The following is an 18,697-nucleotide window of genomic DNA, read 5'->3' on the forward strand; positions in this document are numbered from 1 at the left end:
CATGCGGCTTATTCCCCACGCGTTTGGACTGGCAGCAGCAGCTCTTTTTGCTACCACCACCCTTTGCACGCCCTCCTTTGCAGCAGACCCGGCTCCCGCAACTGCGGCCGCTCCTGCAAAGCCGGCAGACCCCAACGCTGTGGTAGCCACCGTGAATGGTGAAAAAATCACGCTGTCTGATGTGCAGACTGCCATGATCTTTCTGCCACCGCAGATGCGTCAACTGCCCCCGAACCTTATTTTCCCTATGCTGGTCAATCAATTAGCAGATCAGAAAGCCATTCTGATTACAGCACAGAAAGAAGGCTTGGACAAAAAGCCCGAAACCCAACAGATGATGGTCAACGCTTCCAACATTGCATTGCAGAATGCATGGTTGTCTGAGCAGGTTATGCCACATCTGAATGATGATGCCGTTAAGCAGTATTATGATCAGAATTACGCAGGCAAGCCAGCTGAAAAAGAAGTGCATGCCCGCCACATTCTGGTAAAAACCGAAGCTGAAGCCAATGATGTTATCAAAAAACTGAAGGCTGGCGCAGATTTTGGTAAACTGGCCGCTGAAGTTTCCACCGACAAGGGCAGTGCCCAGCAGAACGGTGGTGACCTAGGCTGGTTCAAGAAAACAGACATGATCCCGGCCTTCTCCGATGCAGCCTTCGCCATGAAAAAGGGGGAAATCAGCAGCACTCCGGTGAAAAGCCAGTATGGCTACCATGTCATTCAGGTACTGGACACACGCACAGACCCGGTTCCCACACTGGACGCCGTGCGGGACAAAATCCGCCAGGCCCTTATCCAGAAATACGTGCGTGAAGCCGTGGATAAAGCCACCAACCAGGTCAAGATCGTGCGTTTTGACCCGAACACTGGCAAGCCATTGGCTGATGCGCCCGCACCTGCTGCCGCACCTAAGAAATAAGACCATTAAACCGCAAACCTCGCCCTTTATTTAGGGCGAGGTTTTTGCACAGATACCCCTTAAGGATACCGCCAGATGGCGCAGACAATCCCCGTTTCCCCCCTGGCCCTGCCAATGCCGGAACTTGGTGTTGTGCGTGGGATTCGCCTTGGCGCTATTGCAGCTGGTATTCGCTACAAGGGGCGCACAGATCTGGTTCTGGCTGAAATGGCCCCCGGCACCACCGTTGCGGGCGTATTTACCAAATCCAAATGCCCCGGTGCACCTGTAGATTGGTGCCGTGCCATTCTGCCCAAGGGTGAAGCCCGCGCACTGGTTGTAAACGCCGGGAACGCCAACGTATTTACCGGTCAAGCCGGACGCAAAACATGCGAAGCCACAGCAGAGGCCGCTGCCAAGCTAGCAGACTGTTCTGCCGAGAATGTTTATTTGGCTTCTACCGGCGTTATTGGGGAAATTCTGCCTGCTGAACGCATTACCTCTGCGCTTCCGGCACTGCATACCGCCCTTTCGGAAAACGGGTGGGAAGATGCCGCACGCGGGATCATGACCACGGATACCTTCCCCAAAGTTGCCGTGCGCAAAGCCACTATCAAAGGCACGGAAGTTATTATTCAAGGTATTGCCAAAGGCAGTGGCATGATTGCGCCAGACATGGCCACCATGCTTGCTTTTGTGGCAACGGATGCAAAGCTGCCGGCCTCCGTGCTGCAAACCCTGTTAAGCGCAGGTATTCAGAAAACATTCAATTGCATTACGGTGGACTCGGATACCTCAACCTCCGACATGGTGCTTCTGTTTGCAACCGGAGCAGCGCAGAATCCCGATATTGTCACCACTACAGATGTTCTGACAGACCCAGAACTGGCTGATTTCCGCACCGCGTTGAACGTCGTTCTACATGATCTCGCCCTACTGGTTATTCGGGATGGTGAGGGCATTACCAAGCTGATGAGCATTAAGGTGAGCGGAGCTGTATCCGATCAATCTGCATGGCGCGTTGCCATGGCTATTGGTAATTCCCCACTGGTAAAAACCGCCGTGGCGGGGGAAGATGCCAATTGGGGCCGCGTTGTTATGGCCGTTGGCAAATGTGGGGAACCTGCAGACCGCGATACGCTTTCTGTTTCTATTGGTGGTGTCTGCATAGCCCGCAACGGCACCGTTGTAGATGGGTATGATGAAACCCCCGTGGTGGCACATATGAAGGGGCAGGAAATCGACATTGCTGTTGATCTCGGCCTTGGCACAGGCATCGCTCAAGCTTGGAGCTGTGATCTGACCCACGGCTACATTGATATCAATGGGTCTTACCGCAGCTAACCGCCACCATCTGCCCTCTGTTTATTTACTTATCTTATCTTTCCTGCGGAGCAGGTTCTTATGTCCAATTCGGCACCACCCCCTGGCTGGGGGGCACCTTCTGGCGATTTTTATGGAATGCAGCCCGGCACTCCCGCTCCTGTATGGATTTACGCCGGTTTCTGGTGGCGGGTATGGGCCTTTCTGATTGATGGCATTATTCTTGGAGCCATAGAAACCGTTCTGGGGTTTTTTGTTGCGCCCAATGTCTCCGTGGATTGGCAGGAACTGCCTATTGATGGTTCTGGGCAAAGCATGAACGTGGTGGATGTTGCCTCCTTCGTGCAGCCTGAAAACATCTCTGTTCTTATCCCGCACATTCACACAGGGCCGTGGCCTCTCGCCAGCCTACTGCTCGCCCTTATTCCGGCAATCTATTACGTGTTGTTTGAGGCCTCTTCCCTCCGTGGCACACCCGGTAAACGGGTATGCAGGTTGGAAGTGGTAACACTTGCTGGAGGGCAGATTAGTTTGGCACAGGCCATTCTGCGCTTTGTCATCAAGGCCTTTATCTCTTTTCCGCTGCTGTATATCGGCGTCATCATGGTTGCGTTTACACGGCGCAAGCAGGGGCTTCATGATCTTATAGCTGGCACATTGGTTATACGGGCAGAAACACAGCAAGTTGCGCCCTTCCAACCACATCGCTAACGCGCCCGTTCCTTTCTGAACAACTGCTATCAACACGCATCATCTTGATGCCGCCCAATTTGCCTCCTACCCTAGAGGCAGATTGGGCGTGGCTGTTGCATGCCCTCGTATATTTTTACCCGTTCAGCAAAGGATGCAGCGCCCCCATGGCGGCCAATAGTCCGGATCAGAGTCTATCCTTTTCACCCTCTCCGCCTCAGTCGCCTTCTTGGGCTGCATGGCTTTGTCGTCTTTTTTGTCTGTTTGCGTTGGGGCTGGGCTTTCTTTTCCCTGTTACGCATGCTCAGGCAGATACGGCAGCAACGGTTCCTCAAACCAATGGTTTGACACAACAGGACGCACAGCAATTGCTGAACGTTCTGAATAATCCACAAAAGCGGGAAGAGTTTTCCAAGACCCTTTCCCTTATGGCCAAGGGTTTGCCCGCCGCACAACCAGCAGCACCTAAAGCAACGCCAGCGCCTGCTGCTGCCAAACCACAGGCAGATAACGCAGTTATAGACAGCGATGTTCATTCAGAATTGGATACGCTGCAAAGCTCAATTCATGGCTATCTGAACAACTTCACCAGCCTTTTCAAAGACTTGAGTGTTGTTGGCCCATGGTTTAAAAACGAAATTCGCAATCCGGCTTCTCGGCAGACCCTGATTGATGCGTTTAGCCGTGCCTTGCTGATTATTGGCCTCGCCCTAGTTCTGGAGCGCGCCACCAGCATTGCAATGCGCAAACCGCTGAACTCTGTAACGCAGCATGCAAAAAACCGGGAAAAACGGCTGGAAGCTTCTGCCGAATCTGTCGCCGCAGCCGATAGCAGTGATGCCGCAGCGGCAAATGATGCAGATACCACCCAAACGCGTGAAAACGACCAACGGCGCGGCACCGAAGTACTCCATTATTTAGTACGCGTGCCGTATAATGTGCTGCATTTTCTTATCAAGCTGCTACCGGTTGCGGTATGCTTGCTTGTTGGCTATTTGGGCGCAGAATTTCTAACGACTACAGCGCAAGCCCACACTGTTGCTCTCACCCTTATTAATGCTTACGCCATTGCACGTGGGCTTTATCTAGTTGTTGAAACAACACTGGCACCACGCTCCTACGCTATCCGCCTTATTCCTGCATCGGATGAAACAGCCCGCTTGCTAACACGCTGGTGGAATGTGCTGGTGGCTGCCCCGTCCATTGTGATCTGCCTTTCCACTTTGGGAAGTGAGTTCGATCTCAGCCCACGCGGTGTAGATGCCATGCAGCGCGCTGTGGTGCTGATCCAGCATTTGATTATTGCAGCCTTTATCTGGCATCTCCGCCACATTGTGGCGCGGGCACTGCAACCCTCCCCCAACATGCGTAAAAATGCCCTGTGGGCTTTTGCTGGCACGCTAGCCCATGTGTGGTGGGTGCCTGTGATGTTTCTGGACATGGCACTATGGTTTGTCTGGGCCGCGCATCTTAAGGGCGGCTATCAGTGGATTCTGCGTGGAACACTGCTTACCTTCCTGTGCTTAGTGCTTTCCCGCGTTATTGCCTTGTTAGCATATGGTTTGCAGGACAGACTGTTCCGTATCAGCCCTACGTTGGAAGCCAGTTATCCGGGCATGCAAAAACGTGCGGATTTCTATTATCCGTTCGTGCGCCGGATTATCACAATTGCAATTATTTTTATTACCATTGTTTGCCTTGCCCAAAGCTGGAGCATTCCCAGCTTCCGCTTCTTCTTTGATTCAGCCCTTGGTGGCCGCCTGATTGGCGCTGCTATCTGTCTGCTTATCGGCATGACAGTTGCCGCTGTGGCGTGGGAAGTGGTGAACGGTCTGCTGGAAAAACAGATTACCCGTTACACCTCCAGCGCACAGTCTGCGCGCGCGGCACGGCTGCGCACAGTGCTGCCTATTATCCGCACTGTCTTACTGGCGGTTATTATTATCTTTGTGGCGGTTACCACGCTCTCCCAAATTGGTATTAACGTCACGCCCTTGCTAACCGGTGCCGGTATTTTGGGTGTTGGTCTTTCCTTTGGTTCTCAGAGCTTGGTTAAAGACATTATCACCGGCTTCTTCATGTTGGCGGAAGACGCCATTCAGGTAGGAGATTGGGTAACCACCGGAGGGATTGCCGGTATTGTGGAGCATCTTTCCATCCGTACATTGCGCGTGCGCTCTGTGGATGGTGACCTACACATTATTCCCTTCTCGTCCGTAACCTCCATTGCCAATACGGCACGTGGGTTTAACCAGGTTATTGTGCATCAGACGGTAGATCTGACCGAAAGCAGCGAACGCGTTGCCAAGATCATGCAAGACACCGTTCAGGAAATGCGCAAGGAAGATGCTTACAAGAACATCATCCTGTCCGATTATGTTGATCTGGGTGTTGATAGTTCGGACGGAAACGGTGCTGTGCTGGTAGGCTCCATCAAAACTGCACCTATGATGAAGTGGAAAGTACAGCGTGAATTCTACCGCCGCATTGCAAACCGCATGGCGGCTCAGGGTGTGAAATTCTATACACCAACATCTTACTCCACCACACCGCCCGGCACGCCTGTCCATTTGGCAATGGACACAATGCCGCCGGAACTGCTTGAAAAAATCAACCAGCGTGCAGCTCAGGTGCAGAAAGAAGCTACTCCCCCTGCCCCAGAAGCACCGCCTGCAGCAAAAGAACCACCACATGCCTGAAACCGGGTTAGACCTTTCAGGGGGTGCAATATCCCTTGATTGTATTGAAAAACCGCTGGCGCAGGAGGGCTTTGCCTTCCTGCAAGCGGCAAGCATGGACCCTATCCTGCAAGGTTTTGGGTTAGCTGATTGGGATCAGTTTGCCGCAAGCTGGAATGATCTGGGATGTGACCGGTATATGGCGGATGGCGGCCGGTATCGCCGCCGCCGCTATGCCACGTTCTCTCTTTCTGATCAGGAAATCCTGCGCAAACCACATCAGCCCCATTACCAAAGCCGAGATTACAATACGTTGAATGGGGGTATTGAACGGTGGTTTCAGCCTGTGCTGCCAGAAATTGGCAGAAATCCGGCTTTAATATCCATTCTAAAGCTTATGCATCGGTTGGCGGTGGATATGACTCCTGCCAAACAACGCCCTTCGGCATGGCATGCAGAAATTCATCAGTTCCGCATTGAAGCCAGCAAAGATGCCGCCGGGCAGCCAACCCCAGAAGGCTTGCATAGAGATGGGGTAGATTGGGTATGTGTTGTGATGATTCGCAGAGAAAATATTGCGCGCGGAGAAACATCCATTCACGATCTTAACCGCCAACGCGTGGGCGGTTTTACGCTAACCAACCCACTGGATACTGCTTTTGTAAACGATAGCCGCGTGTATCATGGGGTAACGCCTGTACAGGCTGTAAACCCCGCCTTACCCGCTTATCGTGATGTATTGGTTGTGACACTTCGCCACGAGTGAAATAAAAAGGCCGGTTTATCCGGTCTTTTTTAATAGCCTGCGTAATAAATAGCATGCAGGCCTAATGCCAGACAGGCAAATACAAAAAACATGGCGCCGGCCATCTGGCAGCATTCTTTAAAAGAAATGGTATCATAAGCAGAAACTGCAGAAGCAGAAGAAACCACACTGTTTTGCTGTTCTGCTTCACTCATACTTGTGCCCTTTTCATTTTATGCAATGCTGGTTTGTTTGTAGCACTTATCTGGCTACGATTGTCCCTTTCGTCAAGAGCAGTGAGATTGCCCCATGTCCTAAAATGGGTGGACGCCACCCCTACCGGGGGTTCACATAAGAAGAATTTCATTTGGAGTTTCAGACTTGAAACAGATTGCTTCGGCACTGCTTGCCACCAGCCTCCTTGTCTCCCCCGTGTTTGCCCAAACCCCGGATAAGCCTACCGCAACAGAAAAAACTGCGCCGTCCCAGCCTTATTCCATTGCAAGTTTTATGGGTAAATGGGCTGTCACAATGGTTATGGAACCCATTACCATTATGGGTAACCGCGCTGTTGGCCCCGCAGCACGTTTATTGGTTGTTGTACCTGACAACATCAGCAAAGTTGTAAAGCAAAACCACTTTGCCCTGGCACGTAAATCCAACGAAGTATGGGAAGGACAGCAAGAAGACGTAACCGCTACGCTAACACGTCTTTCAGAAAATACTGCTCAATTGGTTCTGCTTAAAAAAGACGGGCATAAAATGGAAGTTCCTCTTTACCGCGATGACGGTGAATAACTGAAATTCCACACCTTTCCCCGCCCGAAATAAATGGGCGAGGAAAGATTTTATCGGCCTGCATTACTTTTCTTCTGCAGGCTTCCAGTTTTTCAGGAATTCCTGCAAAGCGGCATCTGGCTTGCCAATTTTTACTTGCAACGTCACGTACAGATTACCTGCGGGCCGCGATCCATGCGCCTGCACGCCTTTACCGCGTAACCGCAATACACTTCCTGTATCTGAACCTGCAGGCACGTTCATCTTCACCGTTCCTGTTGGAGTTGGCACCATGATAGCCCCACCAAGCGCAGCGGTTTTAAGATCTACATCCAAATTTTCCCGCAGATCATTCCCTTCCCGCGTGTATGTAGGATCAGGCATCACGGTAACAGTAATTAGTGCATCCCCGTCTGGACCACCCTGCACACCGGGCGCCCCCTTACCGCGCAGGCGCAACACTTTGCCATCTTCTATCCCCGGGGGGATTGTCACATTAAGCGTGCTGCCTTCCGGCAAAGTAATGCGCGATTTGCCGCCGTTAACCGCATCCAGAAAGCTGACCTTAAGCGTATAAGAACGATCTGCCCCTTTGCGTGGGCCAGACCGACGCGCCCGTGCACCTCCGCCAAACATGCCACCAAAAAGATCGCTCAGATCTTCTTCAGTAAAGCCACTTGCGCCACCTGGGCCACCACTGTAGCGGAAGCCACCGGCGCCTCCGCCAAAATCATTAAACCCGCCGCCTCCGCCACCAAAACCGGGATGACGTTCCTGCCCAGCGGCATCAATTTCACCCCGGTCAAAACGCGCACGCTTTTCTGAATCTGAGAGCAGATCATTCGCCTGATTAACGGCCTTGAACTCTTCTTCCGCTTTTTTGTCATCCGGATTTAGGTCCGGATGATATTTTTTGGCTAATTTGCGGTAGGCCTTGCGAATATCATCTTGGCTGGCGTTTTTGGAAATGCCCAGCACGTCATACGGGTCACGCACGCTCATGCAGCGCCTCCCTGCCTAGCTGGGCTGGAATCGGAAAAATTATCCGTATCCAGCAGGCTCATAAGCAGAGCAATCACAACATCACGCGAATACCCGGCCTGTTCTGCCTCTTTCACAAAAGCTTCCAGGCGGGGTTTAAGATATGCCTCCGCCGTTAAATTGTTCATAAATCACTTTCTCCATATTCCTGAAGGCCGCATAAAAAGAACATGCATGTGCCCTCAGCTTTTTCATTACATTACTTATAATAATGGGAACGCTCGGAGGCGCGGTCAATGGATACCCGGCACCATGTGAATGGCTGATACCCATATATCCAGCAGCCGCTAAAAGTAAGGCGTGGCATCTGGCGCTCATACTCTTTATAAAGCCCAGAACGTAAGATAACGGCGTAAACACACTTTGCTAACATTTATGCCGCAAACCAGAATGATGGAGAAACCGGTCATGGCTGACAAACCGCGCTTTTTTGATGATCTTGCCGGCGTGGCCGGTGGAGCTTTTTCCGCCCTTACAGGTGTGCGCGAAGAAATTCACGCTATTGTCCGCAGCCGCGTAGATGAAGTGTTGACAGGCTTACAGGTTGTGCGCCGTGAAGAATTTGAAGTGATGCGTGATCTGGCTGCCCAAGCTCGCATTGGCCAGGAAGAAGCCGAACGCCGCTTGGCTGCGCTAGAAGAACGCGTAACTGCTCTGGAACATAAGCTGGCCCATAACACGCATGAACATGGGCACCAGCATCAGGACTGAAGCAGCACTTTCCCTCAATATTTTTTCTGCCTTCCCGCAGGCACGGAGTAACCCCATGCCAGCATTGACCTCCGAAGCATCATCCATGCTCGCCAACCCGCTTGACCTGATGGAACAGGTAATTGGTGGCCATGGATGGACATTCGAACGCTGTACCCCCACGGAAATGGCAGCAGAAGCCCCTTCCCGCTGGTGTGATTACGGATTGTTCTTTTCATGGTCTGCCGAACTGGGCGCCATTCTGTTTACCTGCGCGTTCGATCTTAAGGCAGCACCTACGCAGCATTCCGATCTATACGAACTGATCGGGCTGGCGAATGAGCAGATATGGGTTGGGCACTTCAGCCTAGATACAGAAGACGGCGTTCTGCTCTTTCGTCATGCGCTGCTGTTACGCGGCACGCCAGCCGTTACCGATGTATTTGAAGACATGATTGATATTGCGTTGGCTGAATGCGAACGCTTTTACCCTGCCTTCCGCTTTTTTCTACACGCAGGGTTAGATGCCAAAACAGCACTCGCAACAGCCATGATTGATTGTCAGGGAGAAGCATAATGACAAACATCCCCCTCCTGCCCTCCATTCTTTTGGTCGGTTGCGGTAAAATGGGCGGTGCCATGTTGGAAGGCTGGCTTGCGCGCGGATTAGCCCCTTCTGTAATTATAGACCGGCACCTTACAGAGCTTCCTGCACCCCACAGTGTTGTGCGCTCTCTTGATGCTATTCCGGCTAACTTTAAGCCAGATATTATTCTGGTTGCTGTCAAACCCCAAAAAGCCAATGGCGTTCTGGCAGAACTTGCCCAGCGCTTTCCTAACGGCACACTGCTTTCCGTTATGGCTGGCCGCACCATTGCCAGCCTGTTAGCAGCTTACCGAGAAGGAAATGCCACAGCTTCCCCTATTATCATCAGAAGCATGCCCAACACCCCTTCTGCTTTGGGCGCTGGTATGAGCGGGCTTTATGCACCGCCTGAAGCCTCTGAAGAACAGAAAAAACAGTGTGATCAACTCCTCAGCGCTGTGGGTGAAACCGTATGGGTTGAGCAGGAAGGATTGATAGATTCCGTAGCTGCCATTTCTGGTAGCGGACCGGCCTATGTTTTCCTTTTGGCAGAACTTCTGGAACAAGCCGGTGTGGAACAAGGATTGGATGCCTCAACAGCCCGCGCACTCGCACGCGGCACCATTTGTGGTGCGGGGCAGATGTTGCATCAGCTTCCCACCGATGCCGCAGAATTACGCAAGAACGTTACAAGCCCCGGTGGCACCACAGAAGCTGCGCTAAAGGTTCTTATGGCATCGGATGCATGGCCTCAGGCTGTTTCAAGCGCCATTGCTGCTGCCGTTAAACGCGCCAAGGAACTTGCATTCTAATTTTTGCCTTTATGACTATTGATTATATTTTCTCTTTCTTCTCCCGCAGGTTTTTAAATGGACAATGATGATTTTGATGCAGCGCTGGTTTCATCAGCTCTAACACTTGCTGCAGAACGTGGCTGGTCTAGCATTTCTGTATTGGATGCAGCGCGTGATGCAGGCCTTTCTCTGCGTGAGGCACGGCAACGCTTCCCACTTAAGGCTTCCATCTTGCTCCGTCTTGGACGTATGGCGGACGATGTGGCTCTGGCTGATGACACAGTAAGCGGCAACACGCGGGAGCGCCTGTTTGACCTGTTGATGCGGCGGTTGGATGTGTTCCAGCAATATCGCGATGGCCTCGGCTCTGTGCTGCGCAGCCTGCCTATGGACCCGCCCTTAGCTATTATTCTGGGCGGTGCCACGCTTGAAAGTATGCGCTGGATGGCAGATGCCGCCGGTATTAACGCCAATGGGCTAGGCGGATTTGTGCGCGTGAACATGATTGTGGGCGTATGGACCCATACTTTGCGCGCATGGGAAAAAGATGACAGCCCCGATATGGGCAGCACAATGGCCGCCCTGGATCAGGCCTTAGACAAAGCGGCCCGTTTTGGCCTTTTTCCTGCGGGTGATGAAGCTGCCTCTCTGGATGACGGATTGCCTGATCTGGAAGCTCTGCCCGATGCAGATTCTAGCTTTGCAGAAGGCAACTAATTCTTCCTTCTAACAAAGATATAAAAAAACAGACTTTACGAAAGCTGCCAGTTTGCCTTAAAAAGGGCGGCACTGGCAGCTTAATGCTGATGGGGCGTAGCCAAGCGGTAAGGCAGCGGATTTTGATTCCGCCATGCGGAGGTTCGAATCCTCCCGCCCCAGCCAGAACTCAATATCCTTGCCAATATTCGCGCTTCCTGTTTTTCTACAAAGAAGTGAAAACGTTTATTTTTAAGATTTTTTGTATTCTATATTTTATTAAACAAGTAAAATATTTCTTATATATTTAAGTTTGGGAAAACTTTTCAAGCATATCATCTAAAAAATAAAACTATTCTGGAAAAGTTTTCTTCTACTCACACTTACTCTTGACGTTACGGGCTATTCCTTTCTCTGGTAGAAAACGCCATTAGTGCTTTTTCTTTTGCTCTATCAGACTGCCCCTCTTCCCATGACAAACCCTTCTGCGCCGTCTCCTTCACTTTTAAAGCAACCGGGTATTCCTGCTGTTCTAGGGGGCAGAACACTTTCTGCCTTTGCATCTCAAGTACAGGCAGTAGCTGTAGGATGGCAGGTTTATGCCCTTACCCATAGTGCAGCCGCGTTGGGCTTTGTGGGGTTGGCGCAATTTCTACCTATGGTGCTGTTTATATTCCCTGCCGGGCACGCCGCAGACCAGCATAACCGGCAGCGTATTGTTATTTCGTGCCAGGTGATTGAAGCGCTTGCTACAGCATTCATGGCGTATGCATCCTTCTCACATCATCTTACTTCCCTCATGATTTACGGGCTTGTGGTGATATTTGGTATCTGCCGCGCCTTTGAGGCATCCGCACAACAAACTTTTCTACCCTCTCTGGTTCCACCTGCACTCTTTCCTCGTGCAGCCGCCCTTTCTTCCTCCTTATTTCAAGTAGCCTGTATCGCAGGGCCATCTTTGGGCGGGTTACTATACGGTTTGGGTGCTGGGGTATGTTACGCGCTGTGTGCGCTTAGCTTTGCCACTGCAGCGTTTTGTACTTTTTCCATGAAATTACAATTTCCAACCCGGGCCAAACAACCTGCAACACTGGCTGCGGTTTTTGGCGGCATTGCGTTTTTACGCCGTAAACCCACCATGCTGGGGGCTATTTCCCTAGATCTGTTTGCTGTTCTGCTGGGAGGAGCCACGGCCATGCTCCCCATTTTTGCAAATGATATTCTACATGCAGGCCCTTGGGGATTAGGTTTGCTACGAGCCGCCCCCGGTATTGGTGCATTATTGGTGGCCACTATTCTGGCCCGACATCCCTTGGGACGACATGCTGGGTTGTGGATGTTTGCAGCCGTTGCCATTTTTGGCTTTGCCACCATTGCCTTTGGTTTTTCTCACTCCATTGCTGTTTCAGTCATCATGTTGGCAATATTGGGCGGAGCTGATGTTATTAGCGTTATGGTACGCGGAGCACTGGTTCAACTTGGCACACCGGATGAAATGCGAGGCCGCGTTTCTGCCGTGAATATGCTCTTTATCGGCTCATCTAACCAGTTGGGAGAGTTTGAAAGTGGAATGCTAGCCGCTGCTATTGGCCCCATTCCTGCCGTTGTATTAGGCGGCATTGGCACATTATGCATTAGCGGAATCTGGATGACGCTCTTCCCCGGCCTGCGCAAGCTAGACAGGCTGGAAGACATTACACCCGAGCATTCCTAATAAAAAAGAGCCTTACGAAGCAATGTCCGTAAGGCTCTTTCAAAAGCTTATTCAGCTACCCGATAGTTCAGACTTAAACAGTCTTTTTCAGGTTCGGGCTTGCTTTAAAGCGCACCGTTTTGCCAGCTTTAACCTTTACCTGCTCACCTGTGCGAGGGTTCAAGGCTTTACGGGCTTTGGTTTTACGCACTGTAAAAGTCCCGAAAGAAGGAAGTGTAAAACCACCTTCACGCTTCAGTTCTTCTACAATTGCATCAATAAGGTCATTCGCTGCCTGATTGGCGGCAACGCCGGTGCAGTTGATCGAGTCCTGGATCACTGCTGCAATAAAGGCCTTGCTCATGAAGTACTAACTCCCTTTCAGACAGAACTGTATGCACAAGAATTATTTGGCTATCATGCCTATGCTTTAAGGGCTTGTAGTCACATTTTGATGAAAAAACCAACTTAAAAAATGCAGCATCTTTTAAATCCTCCCGATCCTGTCAGCAAAAACAGATCATGTGACTTTTCAGACACAGGTTTGCCACCGGGGTCTGTATGTCTTTTTGCTGCATTTGCACCAGATGGTATTTTACCAATTTTTACACGGTTTTACCTAAAAAACATTTTGAACTGCGGTTTTATTCTCCATCTGGTTCTTTCTGGTGAAACACCAGCAGATAAAGAAACCATTGTTTTCTGTAAAAAAAACAATATTCACGTTTGGCAACGCCCTAATGGCGGGATGGACTTTGGGGCATGGCGTTTTTTGTTGCAAAAAAATGTTGCAGCCCAAGCTCCGTACATCCTTTTAGCGAATGACAGTGTCTTCGGGCCATTTCAGCCTCTTGCCGATGTACTGAAACAAGCACGCGCATATGCGCTACCCGCTTGGGGGCTTGTTGCCTCCCGATTAGTAACACCACATTTGCAATCATGGTTTGTTGGGCTTTCACAACAGACACTGCAAACAGCACCAGTGCAGCGCGTTTTCTCCCTACCCTTTGAACACATGAGCCGGAATGAAATTATCTGGCATGGGGAACTAGGATTATCTGTTGCGCTACAAGAAGCTGGCATTCCTCTTCAGGCAGCTTGGAGCGATTTACAGTCCCCCCTAGCCCGCTTTCTTCCCACCAATCCTATGCACACGCACTGGTATTCTCTTGCCGTTTCAGGGCAGGTCCCTTTTATCAAACGCGAACTCTTACGGAACAACAGCTTTGCCATCTCGAACTTGCACCAATGGCCAGAGGTTATTCCCCCAGCCTGCGGCTTTAACCCACAATGGGTTACAGATAGCTTTTGCAAGAACGAATCCAGGCCAGTACCGGCTGCCACAACAGCAAAAGGCCGAACGCTTTATAACCTTATCAGCACAGCAGATGGCCTACGCTGGAAAGTAGGCCATCTGAAACGGTTTATACGTTAGCCTGAGACTTGCGCCACTTCGTGCAACCAGTTTCCCAGTTCTGCGCTTTGCTGTTCAAACGTGGCAAGAGTAGCCTTGTTGGGGTTTACATAGCCCTGCATAAATCCGGGTGTATCCAGAAGATTCTCTACCGCCATATGCAAGGTTTCGGGCCTGCCATCTATAGGGATAAGGGTGCCATTCACCCCATCCTCAATATCCTCTGCCTGCCCACCTGGAGCCGTAGATATCACCCATACATCGCGCGATAATGCTTCACGCACAGTCAAGCCATAGCTTTCCTTCCACTGTGAAGGAAACAGAAGCACATCAATGCTATTGAAAAACTCGTCTATCGTCTCACGCGTATAGGCAGGAATGGTGGAAACCTGCCCCTGTGTTTTCCATGCCCCTGTGTAAACAGATTTGATACCAAGATTAAGCTTGTTATCAACGATAACCAGTTCCCAATCATCTCGTTTTAGCGTTTCAAAGGCACGTTTTACAAGAGAATATCCTTTTATTTCTTCCGTACCTCCAACATAGCCAAACCGCAGCTTTTGGCCTGCTGCTCGTGGCGTATGAGGAGATTTTGGCCACAAAAACCCGTTCCGGTTAACGCGAATTTTGTCTGCTGGAACTCCATTCGCAATAAAAAGCGCACGGTGTTCGGCACTAGGGGTCAGCAGCAATGCCGCATGTTGCATGGCCGTTGTCATCAATACCTGACGTTCAGCCAAATGCCGTGCATGAGGCACACAAAGCTGACACGTGTGCAGATTGATTTTTTCTTGGAAGCAATAATGTCCATCGGCTTTTACCATGAACTGCCGTTCACATAGCCACCAGGCATCATGTAGAGTGATGACGTAAGGAATATTTTTTTCCATACATACCCTTACACAGCCCAGCCCTAACCCTTGTGTTGCGTGAAAATGCACAACTGAAGGACGAAATGCCTCTACCCACTTTTTAAAAGCCTGCGTGGCATCGGTATTATCCAACCCGGCTACGGAATCATGATCTGGGGGCGTAGTCACACCCAGAATATCTGTATTTTCCATACAATAGCGAATGCTGGATTTTCCACGTTCCGGTAAAGCTGGGCGCGAAGTAAACACCGCCACCTTTGTGTTTTCTTGCTGCTGAAGCTGGCGTGTCATTTCTTCCGCAACAAATGTTGCACCGCCAAATGAGCGTGGCTCATAATAAATATTTGCACATAAAATACGTAGTTCTATTGCCTGCTGAACATCCGGTTTGCCAAATGCTGGCAAAACCTGATTTTTCACAATGGCTTCTGGGCTGTAGTGGTCCAGAACATCGTTACGCGCTTGATCGCCAATTGTGCTTCGTAATGTGCTATCTGCCGCTAGCTTTAAAATAGCATCGCGCCATTCTGTATCGGTCTGCGCAACAAGCCCATTTTTACCTTCTTGCACAATCTGCATAAACGCATCACGCGGCGAGCAGATCACTGGCAGACTTAAAACGGCTGCTTCCAGAAACTTGATATTGCTTTTGGCATCATTGAAAATCGTGGGTTCTAACGGCGCGATCGTAATATCGGCCTGTGCCAACAACTTCATATAAGCTGCATAATCCAGCCCCGTTTGGGTATGGACACGCTCACCCAACGAATCAAACTCTGATGGCAGAGTAAGATCTCCAATAATATGCAGTGTCAGCCGCGCATCTGCTTGCATAGCAGCAAGAATACCGGCTGCTGCCAACTTAAAATCGGCATCATGCGTACGTGTGCCTGAACCATAAACAATGCGTATCTCGCGCTGCGTATCATGCTGAGGTACGCCTTCCTGCCGAATGGCCACCACCACATCCAAAGTCTGCTGATCCAGAGCGTTTTCTATAACGACAGTGTGCTGAATGCCGGCTTTTTGCATTGCCTGGGCCAGCACACGTGTAGAAGCGATAGCCTTATCGCAAGACAACAAACATTTACGAAAAAGCCGAACGCCAAAAAGAAGCTCTTCTTGCTCCTGTTTATCCAACGTGGCCAGATTGCCATTCTGCTTATAATCTTCCGCAGAAAAAATAAGATCATCCACTTCCCACCAAGGGGAAAGCTCTAACCGCCTTGTTTCCTTAAGAAGCGTTTCAACCGCAGGAAACGCGGGAACACGGTAAAAAATAACCTCAGTGCACACTTGAAGAGCTGAAAGTGCTTCTTCTGTTTCTCGCCAATCAACAACCTCTACAAGCCACCCTAAAGACCGTAGCTGCTCTTCTTTCTGCCAAACGCGATATTTGGCACATTGGCGCAAAGATAGTTCTGCAATAATAAGGATTCGAGGCGTAAAATTTTTTAAGCGTTCTTGACTAACCTTTGCAGAATAAACCTGATTTATTTTTTCTTCATGCGTTAAAATACTTGTGTTTTTCTTGGTGCCATTATCAACAGTTGCATTCCCCTTGGCAGCTTTACGCTCAAATAGACGCTCGGCAGCACGTCCAACAGATGAACGCGCCAAGCGGTGAGAGATACGAAACCTTACCCCTGCTACACCTTCATCCTGATAAATTTCTTGTAGTCTATGATAAACATCCGAGATCTTTCGGCCGGTAGGCAACTGCCCTTTACTTAAATGCCGGACCACCCTTAACGGGGCCGTAAGACGCCAAGATAACGTATGCTGCCAGATGCTAAGCTGATGTTGTGACTGTGAAAGTTCATGCCGAAGGTAAGATGCTTCATGAGCTATGCCGTCCATGCGCATAGCCTGAATACGCATACTGGCCCGATAACTGGCAGTAAGAGCTTCTTCGGTAGATTGTTGCTTTTCAGGCGTGTCACACGGTAGTTCAGAATACGCCATAAGCTTTAATTCTTTCACAATACTTTAAGAATACCACACAACCTTTTTATACAACCTATTCAAAAAAGAAAAGCCGGACCATAAGGCCCGGCTTTCCTTTTAAGCAAGAACGTAAACCTGTTCTAAAGACTTACTTCAGACCAGAAAACTGGTTTTCGTTCAGGGTATCAACATTCACAAATGTAATCTGGCTGTGATCAGACAGAGTAATTGTGGTGTTGTTACCGCTGTGTGTTGCTTTATCCAGAACGTCTGTCTGGAAAGAAGCTTTGGTGTAATCGTAGTCAACCAGCAGAACGGAGTTGTTAGCAGCGCTACCAAAGTCCTGAATGGTGTAATCTGCGCCGGCAACGCTGTTACGGAAACCGAACACGTTAGCTGCACCGCTACCACCTTCTAGGGTGGCGTTACCTACACCAGCAACCAGCGTATCGGAAGCTGTGCCACCGATGAAGGTCTGGGTGCCTGTTGTGCCTGCGTTGTTACCGAATGCCTGGAACCCGAATGCAGAAGATGCACCATCCAGCGTTTCGTTACCATCATTTGCAACGAACAGGTTGTTCGCGCCAGCACCATCGATAGAGCCCTGCAGGCTTGCACCAACATGGATATCCAGACCGTTGGAACCGAAGATCGTAGCGTGACCAGCCGTAATGGTGGTTTCGCCCGTGCCACCAATAAAGGTGAGATCGTCGGAAACGTTGATCAGTGCAGAATCGGTGTTTTCGGTCTGCAGGTTACCATGAGCAGCGGAAATCGTGCTGTTCTGGCCACCTTCAACAGTGCCTGTAGCACCGGAGAAGTTGATGTAATCCAGAGAACCACCGGTAACGGTGGAAGCACCACCAACCGTGATCTGCTGGCTACCATTGGCATCCACAACCAGGGAGTTGTCAGACAACTGAACCGTGGAGCTGCTGCCAGACAGAGTAACGCTCTGACGACCAGCAGTTGCTGTAATGGTGTCCTGGCCATCGGAATGAACATAGTTCATGCCCGAACCCAGATCGATCGTGTTGTGGCCCTGGCCAGCAGAGATGGTGTTGTTACCAGCACCACTGTTAACTGTGTCATCACCGTTACCGGTCATGATGTTCCAGTTACCTGCCGTGGACAGACTGTTGCCTTCGAACAGGTTGTCACCAGATCCAGCCAGGAACTGGCCGCTCTGATCGCCTGCACGGAAAGCAATACCTGTGTTGGTGCCGCCAAGAACGGTCATGCTGGAGGCTGTGCCACCATATGCATTAACGTTCACCCAGCCATCAAGAGCCGTACCCGGCTGAGTGCTGGCATCGGAACCAATGCTCAGATAATCAACATTACCAGCAACGCGGTAAGAGCCTGCAGAGGTAATAACCCCATAGCCAGCCTTGTTGCTATCGCTAAAGGTTGTGTCCCCAGCAGAAAGATTCTGTGCATCAAGAGTGCTGATGACTGAGTTCAACTGGTTCGACAGGTCAGTGGCCTGGTTGTACAGGACCGAATTCTGTGCGCCGTCTACGGTAACCTGAACATTACCGGACGCACCGACAACCGTGATAATCGGCATGTATCCGTCCTTTTTCTTTACATTTTGCCGCGCTAGCCAGAAATTCCAACCCGCCTACGGCAATCTAACGCTATCCTTTCCTGCTTCGCAAAATACTGCACGAAACGCAAGTAGATTATAGCGTTATTCCCTCGCTAACGGCCGACATTGCATAGCATTGCCAGCCATTAGCACTGTAAGAAATTTCTCTCTTTGATGAAATCAAAAAACGCCTAACCTATAGTGACAAATATTTATAATTTTCCTGATAATTGTATAGAATAGCACATTAGTATTGTTT

General features: G+C 50.3%; 18 protein-coding genes and 1 tRNA gene. 13 read left to right on the forward strand and 6 right to left on the reverse strand.

Annotated features, from left to right (window positions below; genetic code table 11):
* Position 1: 1 nt before the first annotated feature.
* The 5 genes from A4S02_RS11960 (at position 2) to A4S02_RS11980 (ending at position 6,358) form a co-directional block, all read left to right on the forward strand.
* The gene (locus A4S02_RS11960; protein ID WP_070324266.1) at positions 2–922 is read left to right on the forward strand and encodes a peptidylprolyl isomerase; all 921 of its coding nucleotides are present in this window, start codon (positions 2–4) and stop codon (positions 920–922) included.
* 75 nt (positions 923–997) lie between these two features.
* Positions 998–2,245, forward strand: a complete 1,248-nt coding sequence (gene argJ / locus A4S02_RS11965) for a bifunctional glutamate N-acetyltransferase/amino-acid acetyltransferase ArgJ (RefSeq protein ID WP_070323904.1) — start codon at positions 998–1,000, stop codon at positions 2,243–2,245.
* A 60-nt stretch (positions 2,246–2,305) separates the two neighbouring features.
* Positions 2,306–2,935 carry an RDD family protein gene (locus tag A4S02_RS11970; protein ID WP_026019354.1) on the forward strand — a complete coding sequence of 210 codons (630 nt, stop codon included), beginning with the start codon at positions 2,306–2,308 and terminating at the stop codon, positions 2,933–2,935.
* Between the two features lie 47 nt (positions 2,936–2,982).
* Entirely contained in the window at positions 2,983–5,613 is a 2,631-nt protein-coding gene (locus tag A4S02_RS11975; protein WP_070323905.1) for a mechanosensitive ion channel family protein, read from the forward strand.
* Positions 5,606–6,358 carry a 2OG-Fe dioxygenase family protein gene (locus A4S02_RS11980; protein ID WP_070323906.1) on the forward strand — a complete coding sequence of 251 codons (753 nt, stop codon included), beginning with the start codon at positions 5,606–5,608 and terminating at the stop codon, positions 6,356–6,358. The genes A4S02_RS11975 and A4S02_RS11980 overlap by 8 nt, the downstream gene beginning before the upstream one ends.
* A gap of 29 nt (positions 6,359–6,387) precedes the next feature.
* Here A4S02_RS11980 and A4S02_RS15870 read toward each other — a convergent pair whose 3' ends face one another.
* Positions 6,388–6,552, reverse strand: a complete 165-nt coding sequence (locus tag A4S02_RS15870; RefSeq protein ID WP_167542414.1) for a hypothetical protein — start codon at positions 6,550–6,552, stop codon at positions 6,388–6,390.
* 166 nt (positions 6,553–6,718) lie between these two features.
* Here A4S02_RS15870 and A4S02_RS11985 point away from each other — a divergent pair, with 166 nt between their 5' ends.
* On the forward strand, positions 6,719–7,135 hold the full coding sequence (locus A4S02_RS11985) for a hypothetical protein (RefSeq protein ID WP_019089089.1): 417 nt from the start codon (positions 6,719–6,721) through the stop codon (positions 7,133–7,135).
* 63 nt (positions 7,136–7,198) lie between these two features.
* Here A4S02_RS11985 and A4S02_RS11990 read toward each other — a convergent pair whose 3' ends face one another.
* Positions 7,199–8,116 carry a DnaJ C-terminal domain-containing protein gene (locus A4S02_RS11990; protein WP_070323907.1) on the reverse strand — a complete coding sequence of 306 codons (918 nt, stop codon included), beginning with the start codon at positions 8,114–8,116 and terminating at the stop codon, positions 7,199–7,201.
* Positions 8,113–8,283, reverse strand: coding sequence for a hypothetical protein (locus A4S02_RS15875; RefSeq protein WP_019089087.1), 171 nt, complete (start codon positions 8,281–8,283; stop codon positions 8,113–8,115). The genes A4S02_RS11990 and A4S02_RS15875 overlap by 4 nt, the downstream gene beginning before the upstream one ends.
* A gap of 280 nt (positions 8,284–8,563) precedes the next feature.
* Here A4S02_RS15875 and A4S02_RS11995 point away from each other — a divergent pair, with 280 nt between their 5' ends.
* The 6 genes from A4S02_RS11995 (at position 8,564) to A4S02_RS12020 (ending at position 12,635) form a co-directional block, all read left to right on the forward strand.
* Positions 8,564–8,866, forward strand: coding sequence for an accessory factor UbiK family protein (locus tag A4S02_RS11995; RefSeq protein ID WP_026019353.1), 303 nt, complete (start codon positions 8,564–8,566; stop codon positions 8,864–8,866).
* A gap of 55 nt (positions 8,867–8,921) precedes the next feature.
* Positions 8,922–9,422, forward strand: a complete 501-nt coding sequence (locus tag A4S02_RS12000) for a type III secretion system chaperone family protein (RefSeq protein WP_026019352.1) — start codon at positions 8,922–8,924, stop codon at positions 9,420–9,422.
* The gene (proC, locus tag A4S02_RS12005) at positions 9,422–10,243 is read left to right on the forward strand and encodes a pyrroline-5-carboxylate reductase (protein WP_070323908.1); all 822 of its coding nucleotides are present in this window, start codon (positions 9,422–9,424) and stop codon (positions 10,241–10,243) included. Before A4S02_RS12000 ends, proC begins: the two co-directional genes overlap by 1 nt.
* A gap of 57 nt (positions 10,244–10,300) precedes the next feature.
* Entirely contained in the window at positions 10,301–10,942 is a 642-nt protein-coding gene (locus A4S02_RS12010) for a TetR family transcriptional regulator (protein ID WP_070323909.1), read from the forward strand.
* Between the two features lie 90 nt (positions 10,943–11,032).
* Positions 11,033–11,107, forward strand: a tRNA-Gln gene (locus tag A4S02_RS12015).
* Positions 11,108–11,354: 247 nt separating this feature from the next.
* On the forward strand, positions 11,355–12,635 hold the full coding sequence (locus A4S02_RS12020) for an MFS transporter (protein ID WP_082246831.1): 1,281 nt from the start codon (positions 11,355–11,357) through the stop codon (positions 12,633–12,635).
* Between the two features lie 73 nt (positions 12,636–12,708).
* Here the strand turns inward: A4S02_RS12020 and A4S02_RS12025 are convergent, their stop codons facing one another.
* Complete coding sequence (locus tag A4S02_RS12025) at positions 12,709–12,978, reverse strand: HU family DNA-binding protein (RefSeq protein WP_070323911.1); 270 nt, start codon at positions 12,976–12,978, stop codon at positions 12,709–12,711.
* A 111-nt stretch (positions 12,979–13,089) separates the two neighbouring features.
* Here A4S02_RS12025 and A4S02_RS12030 point away from each other — a divergent pair, with 111 nt between their 5' ends.
* On the forward strand, positions 13,090–14,049 hold the full coding sequence (locus A4S02_RS12030; RefSeq protein ID WP_070323912.1) for a rhamnan synthesis F family protein: 960 nt from the start codon (positions 13,090–13,092) through the stop codon (positions 14,047–14,049).
* Here A4S02_RS12030 and A4S02_RS12035 read toward each other — a convergent pair.
* Both A4S02_RS12035 and A4S02_RS12040 read right to left on the reverse strand, forming a co-directional pair.
* A complete protein-coding gene (locus tag A4S02_RS12035) occupies positions 14,046–16,865 on the reverse strand; it encodes a glycosyltransferase (RefSeq protein WP_070323913.1) in 2,820 nt (939 codons plus the stop codon). The genes A4S02_RS12030 and A4S02_RS12035 overlap by 4 nt on opposite strands.
* Before the next feature lie 130 nt (positions 16,866–16,995).
* A complete protein-coding gene (locus A4S02_RS12040; RefSeq protein ID WP_070323914.1) occupies positions 16,996–18,417 on the reverse strand; it encodes a beta strand repeat-containing protein in 1,422 nt (473 codons plus the stop codon).
* Positions 18,418–18,697: the final 280 nt, after the last annotated feature.

Origin of the sequence: Acetobacter ascendens (assembly GCF_001766235.1) — a bacterium.
Lineage (GTDB): Bacteria > Pseudomonadota > Alphaproteobacteria > Acetobacterales > Acetobacteraceae > Acetobacter > Acetobacter ascendens.